18 protein-coding genes and 1 pseudogene are annotated in these 20420 nt (G+C 69.4%); 9 read left to right on the forward strand and 10 right to left on the reverse strand.

All coding sequences use genetic code 11. The features are described 5' to 3' along the window. Positions 1-70: 70 nt before the first annotated feature. The 3 genes from xdhC to xdhA are packed head-to-tail and all read right to left on the reverse strand — an operon-like array spanning position 71 to position 4625. Complete coding sequence (xdhC, locus tag ACQ754_RS03995) at positions 71-847, reverse strand: xanthine dehydrogenase accessory protein XdhC (RefSeq protein WP_440995702.1); 777 nt, start codon at positions 845-847, stop codon at positions 71-73. Next, on the reverse strand, positions 844-3168 hold the full coding sequence (gene xdhB / locus ACQ754_RS04000; protein WP_440995703.1) for a xanthine dehydrogenase molybdopterin binding subunit: 2325 nt from the start codon (positions 3166-3168) through the stop codon (positions 844-846). Before xdhB ends, xdhC begins: the two co-directional genes overlap by 4 nt. Next, on the reverse strand, positions 3165-4625 hold the full coding sequence (gene xdhA, locus ACQ754_RS04005) for a xanthine dehydrogenase small subunit (RefSeq protein WP_440995704.1): 1461 nt from the start codon (positions 4623-4625) through the stop codon (positions 3165-3167). Before xdhA ends, xdhB begins: the two co-directional genes overlap by 4 nt. A 175-nt stretch (positions 4626-4800) precedes the next feature. On the opposite strand from xdhA, the gene ACQ754_RS04010 reads away from it, so the two are divergent. Genes ACQ754_RS04010 through ACQ754_RS04020 form a run of 3 tightly spaced genes read left to right on the forward strand, consistent with a single transcriptional unit; the run spans position 4801 to position 6838 of the window. Further along, positions 4801-5529 carry a hypothetical protein gene (locus tag ACQ754_RS04010; RefSeq protein ID WP_440995705.1) on the forward strand — a complete coding sequence of 243 codons (729 nt, stop codon included), beginning with the start codon at positions 4801-4803 and terminating at the stop codon, positions 5527-5529. After that, on the forward strand, positions 5427-6083 hold the full coding sequence (locus ACQ754_RS04015) for an EAL domain-containing protein (protein ID WP_440995706.1): 657 nt from the start codon (positions 5427-5429) through the stop codon (positions 6081-6083). Before ACQ754_RS04010 ends, ACQ754_RS04015 begins: the two co-directional genes overlap by 103 nt. Positions 6084-6130: 47 nt before the next feature. Then, on the forward strand, positions 6131-6838 hold the full coding sequence (locus tag ACQ754_RS04020) for a GntR family transcriptional regulator (protein ID WP_440995707.1): 708 nt from the start codon (positions 6131-6133) through the stop codon (positions 6836-6838). Positions 6839-6851: 13 nt separating this feature from the next. Here the strand turns inward: ACQ754_RS04020 and ACQ754_RS04025 are convergent, their stop codons facing one another. From ACQ754_RS04025 to ACQ754_RS04040, 4 genes are all read right to left on the reverse strand, one after another. Further along, complete coding sequence (locus ACQ754_RS04025) at positions 6852-7469, reverse strand: cation transporter (protein ID WP_440995708.1); 618 nt, start codon at positions 7467-7469, stop codon at positions 6852-6854. A 3-nt stretch (positions 7470-7472) separates the two neighbouring features. Beyond that, complete coding sequence (guaD, locus tag ACQ754_RS04030; RefSeq protein WP_440995709.1) at positions 7473-8813, reverse strand: guanine deaminase; 1341 nt, start codon at positions 8811-8813, stop codon at positions 7473-7475. 156 nt (positions 8814-8969) lie between these two features. Then, positions 8970-10145: a M24 family metallopeptidase gene (locus ACQ754_RS04035; RefSeq protein ID WP_440995710.1), complete on the reverse strand. Its 1176-nt coding sequence runs from the start codon at positions 10143-10145 to the stop codon at positions 8970-8972. Between the two features lie 115 nt (positions 10146-10260). After that, entirely contained in the window at positions 10261-10923 is a 663-nt protein-coding gene (locus ACQ754_RS04040; protein WP_440995711.1) for a hypothetical protein, read from the reverse strand. A gap of 102 nt (positions 10924-11025) precedes the next feature. Between ACQ754_RS04040 and ACQ754_RS04045 the strand changes: the two genes are divergently transcribed. The 5 genes from ACQ754_RS04045 to ACQ754_RS04065 are packed head-to-tail and all read left to right on the forward strand — an operon-like array spanning position 11026 to position 17903. Beyond that, complete coding sequence (locus tag ACQ754_RS04045) at positions 11026-13494, forward strand: ABC transporter substrate-binding protein (RefSeq protein ID WP_440995712.1); 2469 nt, start codon at positions 11026-11028, stop codon at positions 13492-13494. Continuing rightward, complete coding sequence (locus tag ACQ754_RS04050; protein ID WP_440995713.1) at positions 13491-14597, forward strand: ABC transporter permease; 1107 nt, start codon at positions 13491-13493, stop codon at positions 14595-14597. Before ACQ754_RS04045 ends, ACQ754_RS04050 begins: the two co-directional genes overlap by 4 nt. Beyond that, positions 14594-15925: an ABC transporter permease gene (locus tag ACQ754_RS04055; RefSeq protein WP_440995714.1), complete on the forward strand. Its 1332-nt coding sequence runs from the start codon at positions 14594-14596 to the stop codon at positions 15923-15925. Before ACQ754_RS04050 ends, ACQ754_RS04055 begins: the two co-directional genes overlap by 4 nt. After that, a complete protein-coding gene (locus ACQ754_RS04060) occupies positions 15925-16899 on the forward strand; it encodes an ABC transporter ATP-binding protein (protein WP_440995715.1) in 975 nt (324 codons plus the stop codon). The genes ACQ754_RS04055 and ACQ754_RS04060 overlap by 1 nt, the downstream gene beginning before the upstream one ends. Continuing rightward, a complete protein-coding gene (locus ACQ754_RS04065) occupies positions 16896-17903 on the forward strand; it encodes an ABC transporter ATP-binding protein (protein ID WP_440995716.1) in 1008 nt (335 codons plus the stop codon). Before ACQ754_RS04060 ends, ACQ754_RS04065 begins: the two co-directional genes overlap by 4 nt. Before the next feature lie 22 nt (positions 17904-17925). On the opposite strand, the gene ACQ754_RS04070 is transcribed toward ACQ754_RS04065, so the two are convergent. The 3 genes and pseudogenes from ACQ754_RS04070 to ACQ754_RS04080 all read right to left on the reverse strand — a co-directional run bounded on the left by ACQ754_RS04070 (position 17926) and on the right by ACQ754_RS04080 (position 19434). Next, positions 17926-18222, reverse strand: a complete 297-nt coding sequence (locus ACQ754_RS04070) for a HigA family addiction module antitoxin (RefSeq protein WP_440995717.1) — start codon at positions 18220-18222, stop codon at positions 17926-17928. Positions 18223-18235: 13 nt separating this feature from the next. Next, positions 18236-18517: pseudogene (locus tag ACQ754_RS04075) on the reverse strand (type II toxin-antitoxin system RelE/ParE family toxin). A 218-nt stretch (positions 18518-18735) separates the two neighbouring features. Beyond that, complete coding sequence (locus tag ACQ754_RS04080) at positions 18736-19434, reverse strand: winged helix-turn-helix transcriptional regulator (RefSeq protein ID WP_440995718.1); 699 nt, start codon at positions 19432-19434, stop codon at positions 18736-18738. A gap of 155 nt (positions 19435-19589) precedes the next feature. Here ACQ754_RS04080 and ACQ754_RS04085 point away from each other — a divergent pair, with 155 nt between their 5' ends. After that, positions 19590-20420, forward strand: coding sequence for a class I SAM-dependent methyltransferase (locus ACQ754_RS04085; protein WP_440995719.1), 831 nt, complete (start codon positions 19590-19592; stop codon positions 20418-20420).

Here is a 20420-nt window from a genome sequence, read left to right on the forward strand (position 1 = left end):
TCCTCCGGTTGTTATCGACGAGCAGGCGAAGTGTCCCAAAAACCGTAAACCCTGTCATCCCCAGCCGGGTTTACGCCGCCTCCCGCTGCTGCAACAGCTGCGCGGCCACCGCCACCGCGATCTCCGCAGGGCGTTTGCCGCCGACACCCGGCACGCCGATGGGTAGGACCAGGCGGTCCACCACCTCCGGCGCCAGCCCCCGCTCGGCGAGACGGTGACGGAAACGCCCGCGCTTGGTCTTCGAGCCGATGGTACCCACGAAGGGAAAACGCCCACTGCGCAACGCCGCTTCCACGATGTCCAGATCCAGGTCGTGGCTGTGGGTCATGGCGATGACGAAGGCACCGTCGACGAGGCGGTCCACCTCCTCCGCCGGGGCCGCAGCGGTGACCGCCTCGACGTTGCCCGGCACCGTCTCCGGAAACATTCCCGGTCGGGAATCGACCCAGCGCACCCGGCAGGGTAGCTCCGCGAGCAACCGCACCAGGGCCCGGCCGACGTGCCCCGCACCGAAGAGCCCGATTCGCAGGCCCTCGATCCATAGCGGCTCGAAGAGCAGGCGCATGCGCCCACCACAGGCCTGGTCCACGGCATCGTCGAGGGTGTAGGCCTCGAGGACCGGCCCCTCCGAGGCCTCCGGGCCGGCGGCCAGGATGGCCCGGGCCTGCTCCTGGGCGCGCAGCTCCACCGTGCCGCCGCCCAGGGTGCCGTCGCTGCCCTCGGCGGTGACGATCATCTTGGCCCCGGGCTCCCGGGGAGAAGAGCCCTCGATGGCCACCAGGGTCACCAGGACACAGGGCTCATCCCGGGCGTGGACGGCGGCCAGGGCGTCGATCCAGTCATTCATTCCGCTGGCTCCACCGTCGCTTCCGGGGCCTCCACCCGGCGCCCGGCATGGATCGCGCGCAGCACCGCCTCCGGTGTGGCCGGGGCGTCCAAAGCCACCGCTCCGCCGGCGGGCGCCGCGGCGGCCACGGCATCACGCAGGGCATGGAGCACCGAGATGGCGAGCATCAGTGGGGGCTCACCCACGGCCTTGGAGCGATGGATGGCCGCTTCGGTGTTCTCGCCGCGCTCGTAGATGCGGGCATGGAAGGCCCGCGGTAGGTCACTGCAGGCGGGGATCTTATACGTGGACGGCGCATGGGTGGTCAGCCGGCCCTCCTGGTCCCAGTGGAGCTCCTCGGTGGTCAGCCACCCCATGCCCTGGATGAATCCGCCCTCGATCTGGCCCATATCGATGGCCGGGTTCAAGGAGCGGCCCACGTCGTGGAGGATGTCGACGCGGGTGACCCGGTATTCGCCGGTGAGCGTGTCCATCAACACCTCGGAGCAAGCGGCGCCGTAGGCGAAGTAGTAGAACGGCCGGCCGGTGCCATCGGCGTGGACCTCGAGCTTCGGCGTGGCATAGAAGCCGGTGGCCGAGAGGGGAACGCGCCGGTAGTAGGCCTCCTGGACCACCTCGGCGAACCCGGCCAGCCACCGGTCGCCGGCATAGACCGCGTTGTCACGGAAACGGATGGGCGTGTCCGTGGCGACCTCGTAACGATCGCGTATCACCGGCAGCAGGCGGTCGACGATCTTCATCGCCGCATTGTGGGCGGCGGCGCCGTTGAGGTCCGAACCCGAGGAGGCGGCGGTGGGCGAGGTGTTCGGCACCTTACCGGTACTGGTCGCGGTGATGCGCACCCGCTCCAGGTCGATGCCGAAGGCCTCCGCCACCACCTGCGCCACCTTCATGTGCAACCCCTGGCCCATCTCCGTGCCGCCGTGATTGAGCTGCACGCTGCCGTCCTGGTAGACGAGCACCAGCGCCCCGGCCTGGTTGAGGAACTTGGCGGTGAAGGAGATGCCGAACTTCACCGGCGTGATGGCGATGCCCTTCTTGAGCCAGCGATTCCCCGAGTTGAACGCCGCCACCGCCTGCCGGCGCCTTGCGTAGTCCGCCTGGGCCTCCATCTCCGGCAGCAGCTCGGGGAGGATGTTGTCCTCGACGCGCATGCCGTAGGGGGTGATATCCCGCTCCCCCACGCCGTAAAGGTTACGCCGGCGAACCGCCAGGGGATCGGCGCCGATCTCCCGGGCGATGGCGTCCATCACATGCTCGATGCCGATCATCCCCTGGGGGCCGCCGAAACCACGGAACGCGGTGTTGGAGACGGTGTTGGTGCGCAGCCTGCGGGAGGTGATGGCCACGTTCTCGAGGAAGTAGGCGTTATCGGCGTGGTACATCGCCCGGTCGGCCACCGAGTGGGAAAGGTCCGGGGCGTAGCCACAGCGCACCGCCTGCAGGAAGGTGATGCCGCGGATGCGGCCATCGTCGTCGAAGCCCACCTCGTAGTCGATGCGCAGGTCGTGGCGCTTGCCGGTCATGGTGATGTCGTCGTCGCGGTCGAGGCGGTACTTCACCGGCCGGCCGGTACGCGCGGCGAGCAGCGCCGCGATCACCGCGAACTGCGCCGCCTGGGTCTCCTTGCCGCCGAAGGCGCCGCCCATGCGCCGGGTCTCCACGGTCACGGCGTGATCCGGCACCCCCAGCACCTTGGCCACCAAATGCTGCACCTCGGAAGGGTGCTGGGTGGAGCTGTAGACCAGCATGTCCCCGTCCTCCTGGGGGATGGCCATGGAGACCTGCCCTTCCAGGTAGAAGTGCTCCTGGCCGCCCACGTAGGTGGTCCCTGCTAGTCGGCGCGGCGCCGCGGCAATGGCGGATTCCGGCTCCCCGCGCTGCCACGATCTCGGCGGCAACAGGTCGGCGTCCGCGTCCAGGGCCTCGTCGACGGTGAGCACCGCCGGCAGGGGCTCGTAGTCCACCTCCGCGAGGCCGGCCGCCCACCGCGCCGCGGGGATGGTTTCCGCGGCCACCGCGAACAGCGGCTGGCCGTGGAAGAGGACCTCCCCGTCGGCGAGGATCTGATCGCCGGCGATCACCGGGCCGATGTCGTTGGTCACCGGCAGCTCCGCGGCGGTCAGCACCGCCGCCACGGCCGGTGCCTCCCGCACCGCCGTGACCTCCAGACGGGTGATCCGGGCCCGGGCGTGTTCGGCGGGACGGGCGTAGACGTGGAGCAGGTCCCGGGGCTCAGGAAGGTCATCGACGTAGCGCGCCTCACCGGTGACGTGCTTGGCGGCGCTGTCGTGGGGATGGGGATGGTGCACCGCGCTCATGATGGCTCCTCCTCGAGCACACGGGTCCGGGCCCGCGGGTCGGTGGTCTCGACGTAGAACCGCCGCAACAGCCCGACCGCCGCCGTGCGGCGGTATTCGCGGCTCGCCCGCATATCGGTGATGGGCGCGAGCTCGCCGGTGAGCGTCGCTGCCGCCCGCTCCAGGGTGGCCTCCTCCCAGGGCGCACCCGTGAGCGCCGCCTCGGTGGCCGGCATCCGGCACGGGATGGGGGCGACACCGCCGAAGCCGGTGCGGGCCTCGGCCACCCGAGCGTCATCAAGACGAATCCGAAAGGCGGCGCAGACCGCCGAGATGTCCTGATCGAAGCGCTTGGAGAGCTTGTAGCAGCCGAACCGGTCGTTCTCGCCCAGCGCGGGGATCCACACCCGCTCGACGAACTCCCCGGGGCGGCGGTCCTGGCGGCCGTAGTCGAGGAAATACTCCTCCAGGGGCATGCTGCGGCGGCCCTCCGGGCCGTTCACGGTGAGCCGCGCGGCCAGCGCGATGAGCACCGGCATGGTGTCGCCGATAGGCGAGCCGTTGGCGATGTTGCCGCCCAGGGTCCCGGAGTTGCGGATCTGCACCGAGGCGAACCGGCGCTGGAAGGCCCCGAACTCCGGGAACCACCGGTCCAGCACCTCCAGTGCCTCCCCGTGGGTCACCGCCGCGCCGATGGCCACGCCGGCGTCGTCCTCGTCAATGCCATGGAGCTCGGCGACGTCCCCCACGTAGACCACGGTGTTCAGGTCCATGTGCCGCTTGGTCACCCACAGCCCGACATCGGTGCCACCGGCCAGCAGGGTCGCCTGTGGATGCTCGGTGAGGATGCCCGAGAGCCCCGCGGCATCCACCGGGGCAAAGTACCGTTTGCCTTGATGCTCCAGGGACAGGGTGTCGCTGCGCCGCAGGGCCTCGAGCCGGGCGGCCGTCTGCGCCGGTGGCGCCAATGCGGGGGCCGGCTCGGGATAGTCGTGCATGGCAAGCGCCGCGTCGACGATGGGCCGGTACCCGGTGCAGCGACAGAGGTTGCCGGCCAGCGCCTCGTCGACCCGACGCCGGTCCGGCCGCCCCCCTTCCCGGTAGAGCGCGAACAGCGACATCACGAACCCGGGGGTGCAGAAACCACACTGCGAGCCGTGGTGGTCCACCATGGCCTGCTGGACCGGGTGCAGGGCCCCGTCGGCGCCGGCGAGGTGCTCGACGGTGAACAACTGCCGGCCGTCGAGGACCGGCAGGAAGAGGATGCAGGCGTTGACCGCCCGGTAGCGCATGCCTCCGGCGCCATCGGGCTCACCGAGGACCACCGTGCAGGCACCGCAATCGCCCTCGGCGCAGCCCTCCTTGGTGCCGGTGGCCCGTATATCCTCGCGCAGCCACTCCAGCACGGTGCGCGTGGGGTCCACCGCCCGGAGCTCCCGGAGCTCGTCGCCGAACAGGAATCTCACCGCCTGACCCATCTGCCAATCCCCGTTGCCGCCGGCGCAATGGCCTATTGACGACAATAGTACAGGGTAATTGTCGCCACAAGTCGACAGGGCCCGACGACGGCAGGGGCAGACCTGATCCAGATCAACCGCTTTTCAGCAGGCGTCGGTACCATGCGCCGGTTTTTCGGGAGACGAGGACCGCACCTTGGGTATGCACAGCGGGGCCCGCCCGTCCCCGGCCCGTGATGCCACCACCTTGCTCGGCCACCTACGCCGCACGGCGCTGGTCGGTGTCTTCACCGCCGCCCTGGCGGTGGCAGGAGTCGCGCTTGCCTCGCTGTATCCCCAGATCCGCAGCCAGGCGCGCCAGCAGCTGGCCCATGAGGCCCACCTGCATCAGACGGCGGTGACCGCGTTCTTGGACCAGCGGGCGCGCATCGCCCGGCAGGTCACCAGTCGCACCGCGATTCGCGAGGCGCTGGCCGAGTACCACGGCGGCGAGCGCCTGGGTACCGACCGCATCCTCTTCGACCTGCAGGGTCTGGAAGCGGTGCTCCCGGGCCGCGGTGCCCCTGAGGGAAATCCCGAGGTCAGTCTCACCCTGCGGACGCCCTCGGGCCCGCGCCGGCTGGGCGACGGCGCCGCCCCGTCACCGGGCACCGCGCTGGCAAGGGCCGCCGACCTTGCCGGTCAAGGCAGCGCGGGAATCGTCACGCAGGGTGGAACCGTGGCCGCCTACCACGCATTGCCACGGATCGGCGGCACGGTGGTGGTAACCGCCGATGGCGCCACCCCGAGCACGGCCTTATGCCGCCGGACCGCTTCATCCCCGTGGCCGAGGACAGCGGACTCATTATCGGGCTCGGCGAGCGGGTGCTGCGTATGGCCTGTCAGTACTGGAGCGAGCGCCGGCGCGCGGGCCATCCCCCGCTGACCCTGGCGGTAAATCTCTCCTCGCGGCAGGTGGCCCTGCCGGGGGTTGCGCAGCGCATCCTCACCATCCTGGAGGAGACGGACATGGATCCGAGCTGGCTGGAGCTGGAGCTCACCGAGTCCGTGCTGCTGGAGCACGAAGAGGGGCTGAAGCAACTGATGCGCACCCTCACGGAGCGGGGCGTTCGCTTGGCCATCGACGACTTCGGCACCGGCTACTCGTCGCTGTCCTACCTGAAGAACCTGGCCGTGGACCGGCTGAAGATCGACAGTACCTTCGTCCGCGACCTGCCGGAGGATAAGGACGACGCGGAGATCACCGCGGCCGTCATCGCCATGGCCCACAACCTGCGGCTGGTGGTGTCCGCCGAAGGGGTAGAAAACGAGGCACAGCTGGCATTCCTCGCCCGCCACGGCTGCGACGCCTGGCAGGGCTACCTGGGCAGCCCGCCGTTGGCGCCGGAACAGCTCGAGGACCTCATAACCACGAAGCGGGTGCATCACGGGCCGAAACCATCCGGGGCGGGTGATGACCTCGCCGGGCAAACCGGTTAACGTAGCGGCGGCTAGGCGCTGACCGAAGGCGACGGGAATACGAGCAGATGGTGCAATCGCTGGCACAGGGACGCAGCGCGCCGCCCCGGGGACGGGCAGAGGACCGGATCTACGACGCCATCCGCAATGCCGTACTGACCCAAAGGCTGCCACCGGGCTCCCGGCTGCCGGAGCTCACGCTGAGCGAGGTCTTCGGCGTGAGCCGCTCGGTGGTGCGCCGCGCCCTGGTGCGGCTGGCCGGCGATCACATCATCCGCATGCGCCGCAACCAGGTGGCCATCGTCGCCAGGCCGGACCGGGAAGAGACCGCGCAGATCTTCGAGGCCCGCCGCCATGTGGAGGCCGAGGTGGTACGCATGACCGCCGGCCGGCTCAGCGAGGCCGCCCGCTCCGAGCTACGGGGCCTGGTGGAGGCGGAGCACACCGCCCACGAGCAGGGGGCCCACGAGGACCGCATCCACCTGTCCTTGCGCTTCCACGACCGGCTGGCGGACTTCTGCCCCAACCAGGTGCTGGCCGGTATCCTTCGCGAGCTGACCCTGCGCACCTCCGTGGCGGTGGCGTTGTACAAGGCGCCGGGGATCAGCGCCTGTTACCGCGAGCCGGACCACCGCGGCATCGCCGAGGCGGTAATCGCCGGTGACGGCGATCGCGCCGCGCAACTGGCCCGCGAGCACCTGGACCACTTGGAGACCCGACTCACTCGGATGGACCACGAGGAGCCCGTGGACCTGGCCCGCATCCTCCAGCCCTGAAGCCGATTACCTGCTACGCCGACGCCGCCTGGTAGCTGCGCCGGGCGTCGGCGAGCACCCCCGCCGCCGAGCGCAGGAACAGCGCCGCGATGGCGAGGCCGATGACCACGTCCGGCCAGCGGCTGCCACTGGCGGCCACCGCGGCCGCGGCGACCAGCACCCCGCTATTGGCGATGATGTCGTTGCGCGAGCACACCCAGGCGGAACGCATGTTCACATCGTCACCACGGTGGCGGGTCAACAGCACCAGGCAGACGAGATTGGCGGCAAGGACCGCCACGCCCACCGTAGCCATGATGGAATACGCCGGCGCCGTTCCCCAGAGCAGCTTGCCCGTCGCCTCGGCGAGGACGATCACGCCGAACACCGCCATGATCCCGCCCTTGAACGCGGCGGAGACCGCCTTCCAGCGCTCCCCGCGGGCCACCACGAACAGGCTGAAACCGTAGACCAGGGCATCGCCGAGCATGTCCAGGGAGTCGCCGAGCAAGGCGGTGGAGCCGGCCAGCCAGCCGGCGGTGAACTCCACCACGAACATCACGGCGTTGATGATCAGCACCGCCCAGAGCATCCGCGCCTGGCGGCCCTGGGTGGGATCGATCCCGCAGTCATCGTGGCAGCAATCCGCCATGGGTCAGCCTCCTGCTCCGGAATCGGCGCCGCGGCGGTGCAAACACCGCCCCGCCACCCAGGTCTCGGCGATGCAGCGATCGTCGCCCAGGGTGAGCAGGGCGAACAGCCGCTCGGTGATGTCCCCCGCGGCCGCGCTCCTGCGAGCCAGCAGCGGTGTGGCGGCGGGGTCGAGCACCACCAGATCCGCCTCCCGGCCCGGGCGGAAGCCGCCGATGCGATCCGCCACCGACAGCGCCTCGGCGCCGGCGAGGGTCACCAGGTAGAGCAGCCGTGCCGCCGACAGGGACGTCCCCTGCAGCTGGGCCACCTTGTAGGCCTCGGCGGCGGTGCGCAGCATGCTGAAGCTGGTCCCCCCGCCCACGTCGGTGGCCAGGCCTACGCCCACCCCGGCATCCCGGGCGGCGGCGTAGTCGAACAGCCCGCTGCCGAGGAACAGGTTGGAGGTGGGGCAAAAACCCATTACCGCCCCGGTCTCCGCCATGCGCCGGCGGTCACCGTCGTCCAGGTGGATGCAGTGGGCGTAGACGGAACGCTCCCGCAGCATGCCGAAACGGTCATAGACGTCCAGGTAACTGCGGCTCCAGGGGAAGAGCTCCGACACCCAGGCCACCTCGGCGGGGTTCTCCGCCACATGGGTGTGCACATAGGTATCGGGATAGGCGCGGGCCAATTCGCCGACCCGCCGCAGCTGCTCGTCGCTGGAGGTGGGCGCGAAGCGGGGGGTGATGGCGTAGGCCAGGCGGTCGACCCCATGCCAGCGCTCGATGAGCGCGCGGCTGTCCCGATAGCCCGTCTCCGCGGTGTCGCGGAGGTAGTCCGGGGCATTGCGGTCCATGAGCACCTTGCCGGCGGACAGGCGCATCCCGCGGCGATGGGCGGCGTCCAGGACCGCCTCGGCGGAGACGGCGTGCACAGTACCCAGAACCAGCGCGGAGGTAGTGCCGTTGCGGAGCAGCTCATCCAGGAAGAACTCCGCGGTCTCCGACGCCAGCTCCGCGTCCCCGAAGCGGCCCTCGACGGGGAAGGTATAGCGCTCCAGCCAGGTGAGCAGCTGCTCGCCATAACTGGCAATGATGTCCGTCTGGGCGAAGTGGATATGGCAGTCCACCATCCCGGGGATGATCAGCCGCCCACGCTGATCGCTGATCTCCGTCTCCGGCCCCAGCGTAGGCAATAGCTGCGCGGCCGGGCCCTCCGCCTCCACGCGGCCGTCCGCCACGACGAGGACGCCGTCCTCGTGGACCTCCAGGGCCTCGGGATCATTGCCCTCACCGGGGTCGTGCCGGCAATAGACGATGCAGCCTCGAAACGCCCGGCGTCGCACCTCAGTCTGCTCGGTCAAGATCCCCCCTCGTCGCCAGCCGAAGCACAGAAGGCCACCGATGGACACGGATCAACGCCGATAACAAGACTATTGACCCGCACATTCCGCCACGCCAGGCACCGCTATACTGCCACGCTGATCGCGGCGGTGATCACGGCGTTCATCCGTGGCCCCCTACTGTCCCAGGGCCCAGTCATTGCGGGTCAGGGCGCGGGCCCCACTGGCCTCCACCACCACCGTCTCGCTCATGCCGATGCCCCACTCCCCCGGGCGGCGCAGGCAGATGGGCAGGTGGAAGACCATCCCGGGCTGGAAGACGGTCTCCACGCCCCGGGCGATGAAGGCACTGCCCTCCACCCAGGAGGGCGGGAACTGCGCGCCGACGGTATAGCCGAACACCCCCGAGAAGAAGACCTCGTCGGCATGGGGGGCGAGCACCGCCTCGGCGTCGCCGGCGGCGTCGTCCAGGGTGCGCCCGGCCCGCATACCATGCTGCAGCGCCTCCACCAACTCCGCGCAGGCGGTGTAGAGCCGTCGCATGGCATCCGTCGGCGCGCCGCAGACCACCGTGCGCATCTGCGGTGCGGTGTAGCGATGGCGCACCGCCCCGTATTCCAGGAACACCGGCTCGCCCTCGGTGATCACATGCCCGTTGTGGTTACTGTGGATGATGCTCGAGCGCACGCCGGCGGCGACGATGGGTTGCATGCTCATGAACTCGCTGCCGGCGGCGAGCATCTCACGGGCCCCCACCGCGGCGATCTCCGAGTCCGTGACCCCGGGCGCGATCGCCTGCGCCGAGGCCGCCAGCCCCCGTTCGGTGATCCGCGCACTCTCGGCGAGCACGGCCAGCTCGGCGTCCGATTTCACCCGTCGGACCGCGGCCACCAGTTCGCCGGTATCCACCCACTCGGCAGCGAGGCCGTCGCGCAGCGCCTCCATCAGGCCGGGGCGGAGACCGCTACCCCACAGGGCGGTGGCGATGCGGCGATGACTCGCCAGTAGGTCCAGGAGCTGAGAGACGGACTCCCGCGGGAATTCCCACCGATAGCCCAGCACCTCATCGACGTGGGCCATGGTGACCGCCGGACCCGTCTCGATGGAGGGGACCTGCAATGCGGTGCGCTCCGCAGTGACCACCAGGGCGATGGCCACGGAGACCTCGAAGGTGGAGTAGCCGGTGAGGTAGCAGACCTCGCCGGGGTCGGTGATCAGCAGGGCATCGACGCCCTCCCGGGCCATACCCTCACGAACGGCCCCCAGACGCCGCCGATACTCGGCGCTGTCAAAGGCCGCCGGAAGCCGGCCGACCTGCTCGCCGAGGGCGGCGCGATAGGCGCGGTAATCCATGGCCGGGTTTCCTCCTCAGGCATAGCGTGGGGAACGCCGGCTAGCATGACATCGCCGCGGCCCTCAGGCCAGCGCCTGCCCGCTGTATATAAGGGGCCGTCTCAGCCTCGGGGATTCAGCAGCCACCGCCGTCTCCGCCACCCCCACCTCCGCCGCCGGCACCTCCGCCACTGCCGCCGGAGCTGGGCAGCCAGCCCATCATATGCACTGCGATGGCGAGGGCATCCAACGGCACCGGCCGCCGGACGCTGAGATCGAGCTCCTGTACCGAAAAGGGGTTGGCGACGACGTCCGCGACGGCCAGCCCGTCGGCAAACAACGTGCGATCGAGGCCGCGGCGGCCGCTGCCATGACGCTGACAAACCACCTTATAACCGGTGCCGTCGAGGCGGTAATGCGCCGTCCAGGTCGGCCGGGACTGGAGTACCCCGGCATCCACCTTGGTATCCGTCTCCAGCTCGGCGACCACACCCGCGCCGGCCCGCCAGAGCACGCGGCGCCGGGGCCGCCCCCCGAGGCGACGCAGGCAATCGCCGGCGACCTCCCCGGCGCTGCGATCCCGTGGATGATCAAGGCGGTAACGGCGCCCCGCAAAGCGCAGCTCCGTGAAGCCGGGCCGCAGCAGCCCCGGCTCCACCAGGCTCGCCAGACGATCGTCCACGTCCGCGATCACAAACGTTTCCTGCTGCTCCCGGAAAGGACTGGCAAGGGGGCGTCTCGGGAAGTGGACCGTAAGCTCCCCATCCACCGGGCGCTTGTGGTCGGTTGGTAGTGCCATCGGAATGCTACGCCTCGCTTGGATCCCGGCCAATAGGATGCCTGATCGATCCAAACGGGCACGACCCTCGATCACGGCGTCGTTTCACGGCACCATCGGGGCATGAGCCGAATGCGCCGAGTCCTAGTCAACCTCTTCGCGGTGTGTCTCGCTGCGCCCATGGCCGCAACCAGCGCGGCGGAGCCGTCCCAGCGGCGCGGTGCCCTCGTCGACCGGGTGGTGTTCACCGAGGAATCCAATCCGGGCAAGGTGGTCGGCCAGATCGAGACCGGTGCGCGCCATATGCTCGCCCAGGGGATCACCAGCGGGGTAATCCACCGGCAGCTCCGCAACGCCCCCGGCGTGGAATTCGCCCTTTCCTATGGCTCCTCGGCGGAGCTCACCTTGAACCCCGCCGGCCCGGAGCTCGCCGACGGCAACCTGAACCCGTTCGCCGTGGCCGCCATCCGGGAAGCGCTGAATTGGCTGGTGGATCGCCGCTACATCGCCAGCGAGCTCTACGGCGGCCTCGCGGAGCCGCGGACCCTGCCCCTGAGTACCGCATTCCCGGACTATGCCCGCCTCGCCGCCACCGCCCGGGCCCTGGAGCTGCGTTACTCGTTCCAGCCGGCCCGGGCGAAAGAGGCCATCGCCCGGGAAATGAAAGCCCTCGGGGCCACCCGGCAAAACGGGCGCTGGCACCACGACGGTGAGCCGGTACGTTTGAAGCTGCTCATCCGCACCGAGGACACCCGCCGACAGGTGGGCGACTACGTCGCCAATCGACTCGAGGACGCGGGCTTCGCGGTGGAGCGTCTCTACCGCACCGCCGATCAGGCCGCGCCCCTGTGGCTGGGTGCGGATCCGGCGGCCGGCCAGTGGCATCTCTACACCGGGGGCTGGGTGTCCACGGTGATCAACCGCGACCAGGCACAGAACTTCGCCGACTTCTACACCCCCCAGGGCCGGCCCGCCCCCCTCTGGCAGGCCTACGACCCGCCGGAAGCGCTGGCCCGCATCGCCGAGCGACTCGAGCGCCGGGACTACGCCTCGCCGGCCGAACGGCAGACGCTCATGGCCGAGGCCCTGGAGCTGGCCATGAAGAGCTCCTACCGCGTCTGGCTGGTGGACCAGCTCAATCTGTGGCCCCGGGCGGCGGACATCCGCGTCGCCGCGGACCTGGCCGGCGGGCTGGCGGGCTCGCGGTTATGGCCCTACACCCTACGCTTCGAGGACCGCGTCGGCGGCGAGGTGGTGGTCTCCACCCCCTCCATGCTCACCGACCCGTGGAACCCGGTGGCCGGCACCAACTGGCTCTACGACCGGATGATCCTCAACGCCACCCAGGACGCCCCGGCCCTGCCGGACCCGTTCACTGGGCTGTACCGCCCGCAACGGATCGCCGCCGCGGAGGTGACCGTTGCCGAGGGCACACCGGTGGAGCGCAGCCTCGACTGGGTACGCCTCGAGACACGCCCCGAGATCACCGTACCGGAGGATACCTGGGTCGACTGGGACGGCGAGGCCAACCGTTTCGTCCGCGCCGGCGAGCGTCACCCGGAGGGCCTGACGGCGCGGACCCGCACCCGGATCACCTTCGAGGAGGGCTACCTGGAGCGCCACTGGCACGACGGCACGCGTATGTCCCTGGCGGATCTCGTCTTGCCCTGGATCCTGGAGTTCGAACGTGCCGACGAGGACAGCCCGCTGTTCGACCGCAGCCACGTCCCCGCCCACGAGAGCTTCCTCGGCCACTTCCGTGGCTGGCGGATCGTCTCCCGGCGGCCGCTGGTGGTGGAGAGCTACAGCGATCAGATTTACCCGGACGCGGAGACCATCGCCGCGGCCCGCACGCCGGGGCTCGCACCCTGGCATGTGCTAGCGCTCGGCATCCATGCCGAGGCCGCCGGCGAGCTGGCCTTCTCGTCGGACAAGGCGGACCGCAGCGACGTCCCCTGGCTCAGTCTGGTCTCCGGGCCGTCGCTGCCCATCCTGGACCGCCACCGGTTGGAGGCCGGGGCAGCGGGTTACGTACCGTTCGAGAACACGCTCGGCGAGCTGGTACGCGGGAATGGGCCCGCCCGGCGCTACGAGCGGCTGGGCCAATGGCGCGAGCAGCGCCGCCACTACTGGGTGGGCGACGGCCCCTTCTACCTGGACGCCGTCCATGCCGTGGCCGGCTCCCTGGTACTGCAGCGCTATGAGGGCTTCCCGGATCCCGCGGACAAATGGCTGCGCTTCGCCGAGGTGGCGATCCCCGAGCCCGCCCTGGACGGGCCGCTGACGGTCTCCCCCGGTGAGCCGGCGGCATTCCGGCTCGAGATCACCGCCGACGCTGCGCCCTATCCGCGGGAGGCGATCCGCGAGGTCGGCTGGCTGCTGTTCGACGGCGCCGGGGAGCTGGCGGATCGGGGCACGGCCGAAGCCCGGGACGGCGGCTGGCGGATCACCCTCCCGGCCGAGGTGATCACGGCCCTCGGGACGGGGGCGAACCGCCTGGAGGTGATCGTGCGCTCGGAGCGGGTGGCCCTGCCCCGGTTCGCCAGCCACGTCTTCGCCACCGTCCCGGCGAAAGCGGAGGCCACCGAATGAGCCCCGCCGGCGAATCGAGCCAAGTGGGTGGGCGGCTGCGGGACGTCCGCCGCATGGCGGTATTCGTGGCCCGCCGTATCGCCGCGCTGCTGCTCACGGTGCTAGTCGGCGTCTACCTGACCATCCTCATCGCCAACATGGGCGGGCGGGTGGACGAGATCCGCCGCCTGCAGATCCAATCCACCGTCGCCGAGGCCGTTCGCGCGAACCCCGAGTACAGCGATATGGGCGCCCAGCGGCGCAACGAGCTGATCGCCGAACAGGTGCAGCTGGAGGTGGAGCGCCTGAATCTCGACGAGCCTTTCTTCTGGCGCAGCCTCGACTACCTCAACCAGGCGGTGCGGCTGAACTTGGGACGGGCCGAGCAGATGACCTCGGATCTCGGCTCCCGCCAGGTGCGCGATATCATCGCCGAGCGACTGCCGGCGACGCTGCTGCTGTTCGGCACGGCCAACCTGCTGGTGTTCTTCACCTCCGTGGCCATCGCCCTGCGGCTGTCACGGCGCTACGGCAGCGCACTGGACCGCACGGTCATCGGCCTCGCCCCCAGCTCCGCAGCGCCCGGCTGGTTCTACGGTATCTTCCTGATCCTGCTGTTCGCCTTCATCTGGCCGATGCTGCCGGCGGGGGGCATGGTGGCGGTGCCCCCGCCCGAGGGGGCGCTCGCCTATGCCTGGAGTGTGGTGAGACACATGGCACTGCCAGTGGCGGCGATGTTCCTGTCCCAGATCTTCATCTCCATCTACTCCTGGCGGACGTTCTTCCTCATCCACTCCAGCGAGGACTACGTGGAGATGGCCCGCGCAAAGGGCTTGCCCGAGCGCGCCATCCGGCGCCGCTACATCCTGCGGCCGACGCTGGCGCCCATCATCACCAGCTTTCTGCTGATGCTCATCGGCCTGTGGAGCGGCGCCATCATCCTCGAGCAAGTATTCAACTGGCCGGGGCTGGGGACACTGCTGTTCGAGGCCATTGGCCATCGTGACACGCCGGTGATCATCGGCGGCGTGGTGATCTTCGCCTACCTGCTGGCGGTGACCGTGTTCCTGCTGGACATCCTCTACGCGCTGCTCGATCCCCGGGTACGGGTGGGACCGGAATGAATCGCTGGCGCGACGGCCTCCGGCAGCTCCGACAGTACCCCTCGGCGGTGGCGGGGGCGGCCATCGTTGTGTTCCTCATCGTGCTGTCGCTCTACACCGTCATCGCCATCCCGTACGGAGAGGCCATGGAGCGCTGGCGCGGCGGCGAGCATTGGGAACGCCACCCGGTGAACGCGGGCCCGGTATGGGCGGACCGCCTGCTCGGCGGCGACCGGCCCGCCACCCGCACCGTCTCCGCCGCGGATGGGGAGCGCAGCGTGGAAGACTTCCCCGGCGGGCGCCGCATCCGCATCCCGCTGGCCTTCGACTTCGAGGCCGGCGGCTTCCCCAGCGAGCTGAGCCTGTTCCTGGACGCGGACTTCGAGCAGCGCCCGCCCTTTGTCCGCCTGACCTGGCACACCCCCGACGGCCGGCGCATCCCCCTGGGCAGCTATCAGGCCGCCGCCGATGAGCGCATCGCCCTGTCCCAGGACTGGGCGCTGGAGCGCCGCCTCGGCGCGCCGGCCCACGTGGGGCTCTTCGCGCGAGCGGACCGCGAGGACATGCCCGAGGTGCAGACGGGCGGCTACCGGCTGGTCATCGACGCAATTGTCTTCGAGGAGGACGCGGGGATCGACGCCGAGCTGGTGGTCTACGGCCAGGTCCACGGCCTCGCCGGCACCGATCACCAGCGCCGCGACCTGCTGCTCGCCTTGCTCTGGGGCACCCCGGTCGCACTGGCCTTCGGTCTCATCGCCACCGTCGGCACCACCGTCACCACCCTGATCGTCGCCGCCGCCGGCGTATGGTACCGGGGCTGGGTCGACGCGCTGATCCAGCGGCTCACCGAGGTGAACATGATCCTGCCCATCCTGCCCATCCTGGTGATGGTGGGCACGCTGTATTCCACCAGCATCTGGGTGATCCTGGCGGTGGTGGTCGCGCTGGGGATATTCAGCGCCAGCGTGAAGATGTACCGTGCCATGCTGCTGCCCATCCGCGAGGCCCCCTACATCGAGGCGGCGCGGGCCTACGGGGCGGGCAACACGCGCATCATCTTCCGCTACATGATCCCGCGGATACTGCCGGTGCTGATCCCGACCTTCGTCACCCTGATCCCCACCTTCGTGTTCCTGGAGGCCTCCCTGGCGGTCCTAGGCCTCGGTGACCCGGCGCTGCCGACATGGGGGAAACTGCTCAACGACGCGCAGAACCAGAGTGCGCTCTACCACGGCTTCTTCTACTGGGTGCTGGAGCCGGCGGCGCTGCTCATGCTCACGGGTCTCGGCTTCGCCATGCTCGGCTTCGCACTGGACCGGGTGTTCAACCCGCGGCTGAGGAATCTGTGATGGCCGACACCCCGCTGCTCGCCATCGACGGCCTCAACCTCCACTACCGCACCGGTAACGGCGTCGTCCGCGCGGTGGATGGCATCGACCTCACCGTCAACCGCGGCGAGGCGCTGGTGGTGCTGGGGGAATCCGGCTGCGGCAAGAGCTCGCTGGCGAAGGCGTTGCTGCGGGTACTGCCACGCAACATCGCCCGCTTCGACGGCCGCGTGGCCATCGACGGGATGGACACCATGGCCCTCGGCGAGGAGCGCTTCCGACGGGAGGTGCGCTGGCAACGGATCTCGTTCGTCATGCAGGCGGCGATGAACGCCCTCAATCCGGTGGTGCGTGTCGGCGAGCAGGTGGCCGAGCCCCTGCGCCTGCACCGGGGCGTCGATCGGAGCCGGGCCGCGGACCGGGCGCGGGCCGTCTTCGAGCTGGTGGGCGTGCCCGCGGGCTTTCTGCAGCGCTACCCCTTCGAGCTCTCCGGCGGCATGCGCCAGCGCGTGGTGCTGGCCATGGCGCTGATCACCGAGCCGGACCTGGTGATCCTCGACGAGCCTACCTCCGCGCTGGACGTGCTCACCCAGGCAAGCATCATGAACCGGTTGAAGGCGATCAAACGGGAGACGGGTACCGCCTTCATGCTCATCACCCACGACGTGGCCACCTCCAGCGAGATCGCCGATCGGGTGGCGCTCATGTACGCCGGCCAGATCGTCGAGCACGCGCCGGCGGAGACCTTCTTTACCGAGCCCGCACACCCCTATGCGAGGCTGCTGATGGCGAGCGTCCCGCGGCTGCGGCAGGCCGAGCGCCCCCGCTCCATCCCCGGCGAGCCGCCGAGCCTGGCGGCGCCGCCGGCGGGCTGCCGCTTCGCCGAGCGTTGTCCCCGCCGATTCGAGCGCTGCGCCGATGACCCGCCGGCTTTTCGGGTGGATCGCCGTCATGACGCCCGCTGCTGGCTGTTCGCTTCAGGGGGGCGGCCATGAGCACACGGCAGGTCGAACACCGGGGAACGAGCAGCGAGACCTATTTGTCCGTCAATGGACTGCGGACCACCTTCGAGCTGCGCCAGTGGGGCTTTCTCCGGGCCGGCGAGGTCCGTGCCGTCGACGGCGTGAGCTTCGAGCTCGCCGCGGGGGAGTCCGTCGCCTTCGTCGGCGAGAGCGGCTGTGGCAAGTCCACCCTGGCGCGCACCCTCTTGGGGCTGCACAAGCCCACCGCAGGCAGTGTGGTGTTCGACGGACAGGAGCTCGGCACGCTAAAGGGGGCCGCACTGAAGGCGTACCGGGCACGGGTCGGCTACGTGCAACAGGATCCCTACGGGGCCCTGCCACCGTTCATGGACGTCCGCCGCATCCTCGCGGAACCGCTGCGGATCCACGGCGTGCCCCGGGCCGAGCACCGGCGACGCATCGAGGCCGCCCTCGCCGAGGTGCGCCTATCACCAGCGGCGGAGTATCTCGGCAAGTTCCCGCACATGCTGAGCGGCGGCCAGCAGCAGCGCGTGGTCATCGCCCGGGCCCTGGTGCTCGCCCCCACCATGCTCATCGCCGACGAGCCGGTATCCATGCTCGACGCCTCCGTGCGCGTGGAGATCCTGGAGCTGCTCGCCCGCATCCAGCGCGAGCGCGAGCTCACACTGGCCTTCATCACCCATGACCTCTCGACGGTACGCCACTATGCGGACCGGGTATTCGTCATGTATGCGGGCCGCATCATCGAGTCGGCACCGGTGGAAGACCTCATCGACCACCCCCAGCATCCCTACACCCAGGCCCTACTCACCGCACTGGCGGACCCGGACCCGGCCAACGCCCACCGTGAACGCCCGATACCCGCCGGCGAGCCGCCGAGCCTCATCGAGCCTCCAGCTGCCTGCCGGTTCCATCCCCGGTGCCCGCACTTCATGCCCGGCACCTGCGACGTCCACGACCCGCCGGAGTTCGAGCCGCGACCCGCGCACCACAGCGCCTGCTGGCTGCACGGATAACTCCCACCTCGTGCCCGTTCGCTCATGCCCTCAGCGGCGTAACCTCCGACTCGATTCGCGCACCACGCTCGGCCGTGGTCCGCTCCAGCTCGAACCGGTCCTGAAGCTGCATCCAGTATTGTGGACTCATACCGAAGAAACGCCCCAGTCGCAGCGTGGTATCGGCGGTAATGCCGCGCCCACCTTTGACCATCTCGTTAATACGGCGGGGCGGGACGTGGATCGAGCGAGCGAGCCGGTACTCTGACAAGTCGTATTCCTCAAGGAACTCCTTGAGATGTTCCCCGGGATGAATCGGCCCAATCCTTTCGGTGCTCATCACAGTCTCCCGGTCAATGATAGTCAACGATCTCCACCGCGAACGCGTGTCCGTCACGCCACTCGAAGCAGATCCGCCACTGGTGGTTGATACGGATGCTGTACTGACCGGCACGGTTACCTTGGAGCCGCTCCAGCCGGTGCGAAGGCGGGACCCTCAGGTCTTCTAGATTCACTGCGGCGTCGATCCGATCCAAACGCATTTTGGCCCGACGCTAAATATCCTTACGTACCCGGCGCGACGACTCTCCCTTGGCAACTTTCTCCGTCTCCGTGTCACCAAAGCTCCGTATCATGGCCTTGGTAGTAACGTGGTGCGTTAATGCAGGCCATCCTCGCGTCGCAACACCGCCCCCCTGACCGACAAGATGTGCCCTGGCAGTGTCCCGTGTACCAGCGGATCGTGGCGACCCGGCCACCGTGGATGGAAGCCATGACGGATGGTGAAGTGACGGAATGAATCCGGTGTATAGCGCTCCGGTGCACAGGCGCGTGCCGATACATACCGCCGGCCTTATCCAGACGCAAGCCCAGCGTGTTGCCGCCTTGCCTCCTCGGCGATGACCGACAGCATGAACCATTGGGGCAGGCTGCGTGCGAGGTCGACGCGACCGTGTACCCGGATGTCGCCGCGCTCGATGGCCGGCGCGAGCGGGCGCTGGCCAATCCACACGCGCCCCATGACGCGGACCGTGCTGGCGACGTACAGATCCACATCGAAGCCGGGATCGGACTGGCAGAGATCCACGTCGTCGTCCTCGATAAGCAGCCACCACCGCCGCATCTCGGCGGGCGCATCGCTGTAGTCGAACTGGAGCACAGTACGGCCGGGTGGCAGGGCGGTGGTATCAATCCGCCGGCGCATATCCCACATCAGCACGCTCGCGTCCCAGTCCGGGCCCTCCGCCGCACTCTCCACCCACTGCTGGCCCCATACCCCCATGGAGATAATGATCGGGCCGAGGGCGGTGCCAGCTTCCGTGAGCCGGTAAGCGCCGTGCTCGTCGCGCATTACCACACCCGCCGACACAAGCTCCTGCAGCCGTCGGGACAGCAGGGCTCGCGACATCAGCGGCACGCCGCGATGAATCTCGTTGAAGCCCGACGAGCCGCTGACAAGCTCGCGCATGATCAACGGCGTCCAGCGCGTGGCGAGGATTTCCGACGCCTTGGCGACGGGACAGAACTGACCGTAACCCGTGGGACCCGGCATGGCATCCTCCCTCTCCTCTGCGCATCCCGTGCAGTGTGAGAGCTGTGAACGCCCGCTGTCCGGTTCACATTCTGAACTGGCAGGACGCTGCACGCCTCCCGACACTGGTTCCGTGGCACGCGTAAGCGTGCCGGCAACCAGAAAGGAGGCATGACATGAGCATAGCAGGTCACTCCACGGACAGCCCGATCCGCGCCCACAATGCCGGCCCGGCGGCGGTCTGGTCGAGCAGCGGGGCGGCTTATGACGAGGTCAGCCGCGGCATCCTCGACGCCATCGAGCACACCATCAATCGCCTCGAGCCCCCGCGCGGCATGCGCATCCTCGACGTGGCCACTGGAACCGGCTGGACCGCCCGGCGCCTGGCCGAGCGGGGGTTCGACGTCACCGGTGTGGACTTCGCCCCCGACATGCTGTCGGCGGCCCGCGAGACCGCGTCGGCCCGCGGGCTCGATATCGACCTCATGACAGGTGACGCCGAGGATCTGCCGTTCGACGACGGCGCCTTTGACGCAGTCATCTCCACCTTCGGGGTCATGTTCGTGCAGCGTCCCGAGGACGCCGCCGCGGAGCTGGCGCGGGTCTGCCGGCCGGGCGGGCGGCTCGCCCTCGCCGTGTGGACGCCGGACGGCAATGTCTTCGAGATGTTCAAGGTCATCAAGGGCTACATGCCCCCGCCGGAGGGGGAGTCGCCGCCGTCCCCGTTCGAGTGGGGCCGGGAGGAGCGCCTGCGCGAGTTGCTAGGCGGTGCCTTCGATCTCGGCATCGAGGCGGGCACGTCGTACTACCGTGAGCCCGACGGGCAGGCCGCCTGGCGCACCTTCTCGGAAGGCTACGGCCCCGTGCGCACGCTCGTCGGCAAGCTCGACGCGCAGCAGCGGGCGCAGTTCGAGGCCGATTTCACGGCTTTCCACGACGGCTTTGCCGATGAGCTTGGTGTCACCGTGCCCCGCGACTACCTGGTTGTCCGCGGCACGCGGCGGTGA

It is taken from the genome of Arhodomonas sp. SL1 (genome assembly GCF_052060015.1).
Taxonomy (GTDB): Bacteria; Pseudomonadota; Gammaproteobacteria; order Nitrococcales; family Nitrococcaceae; genus Arhodomonas.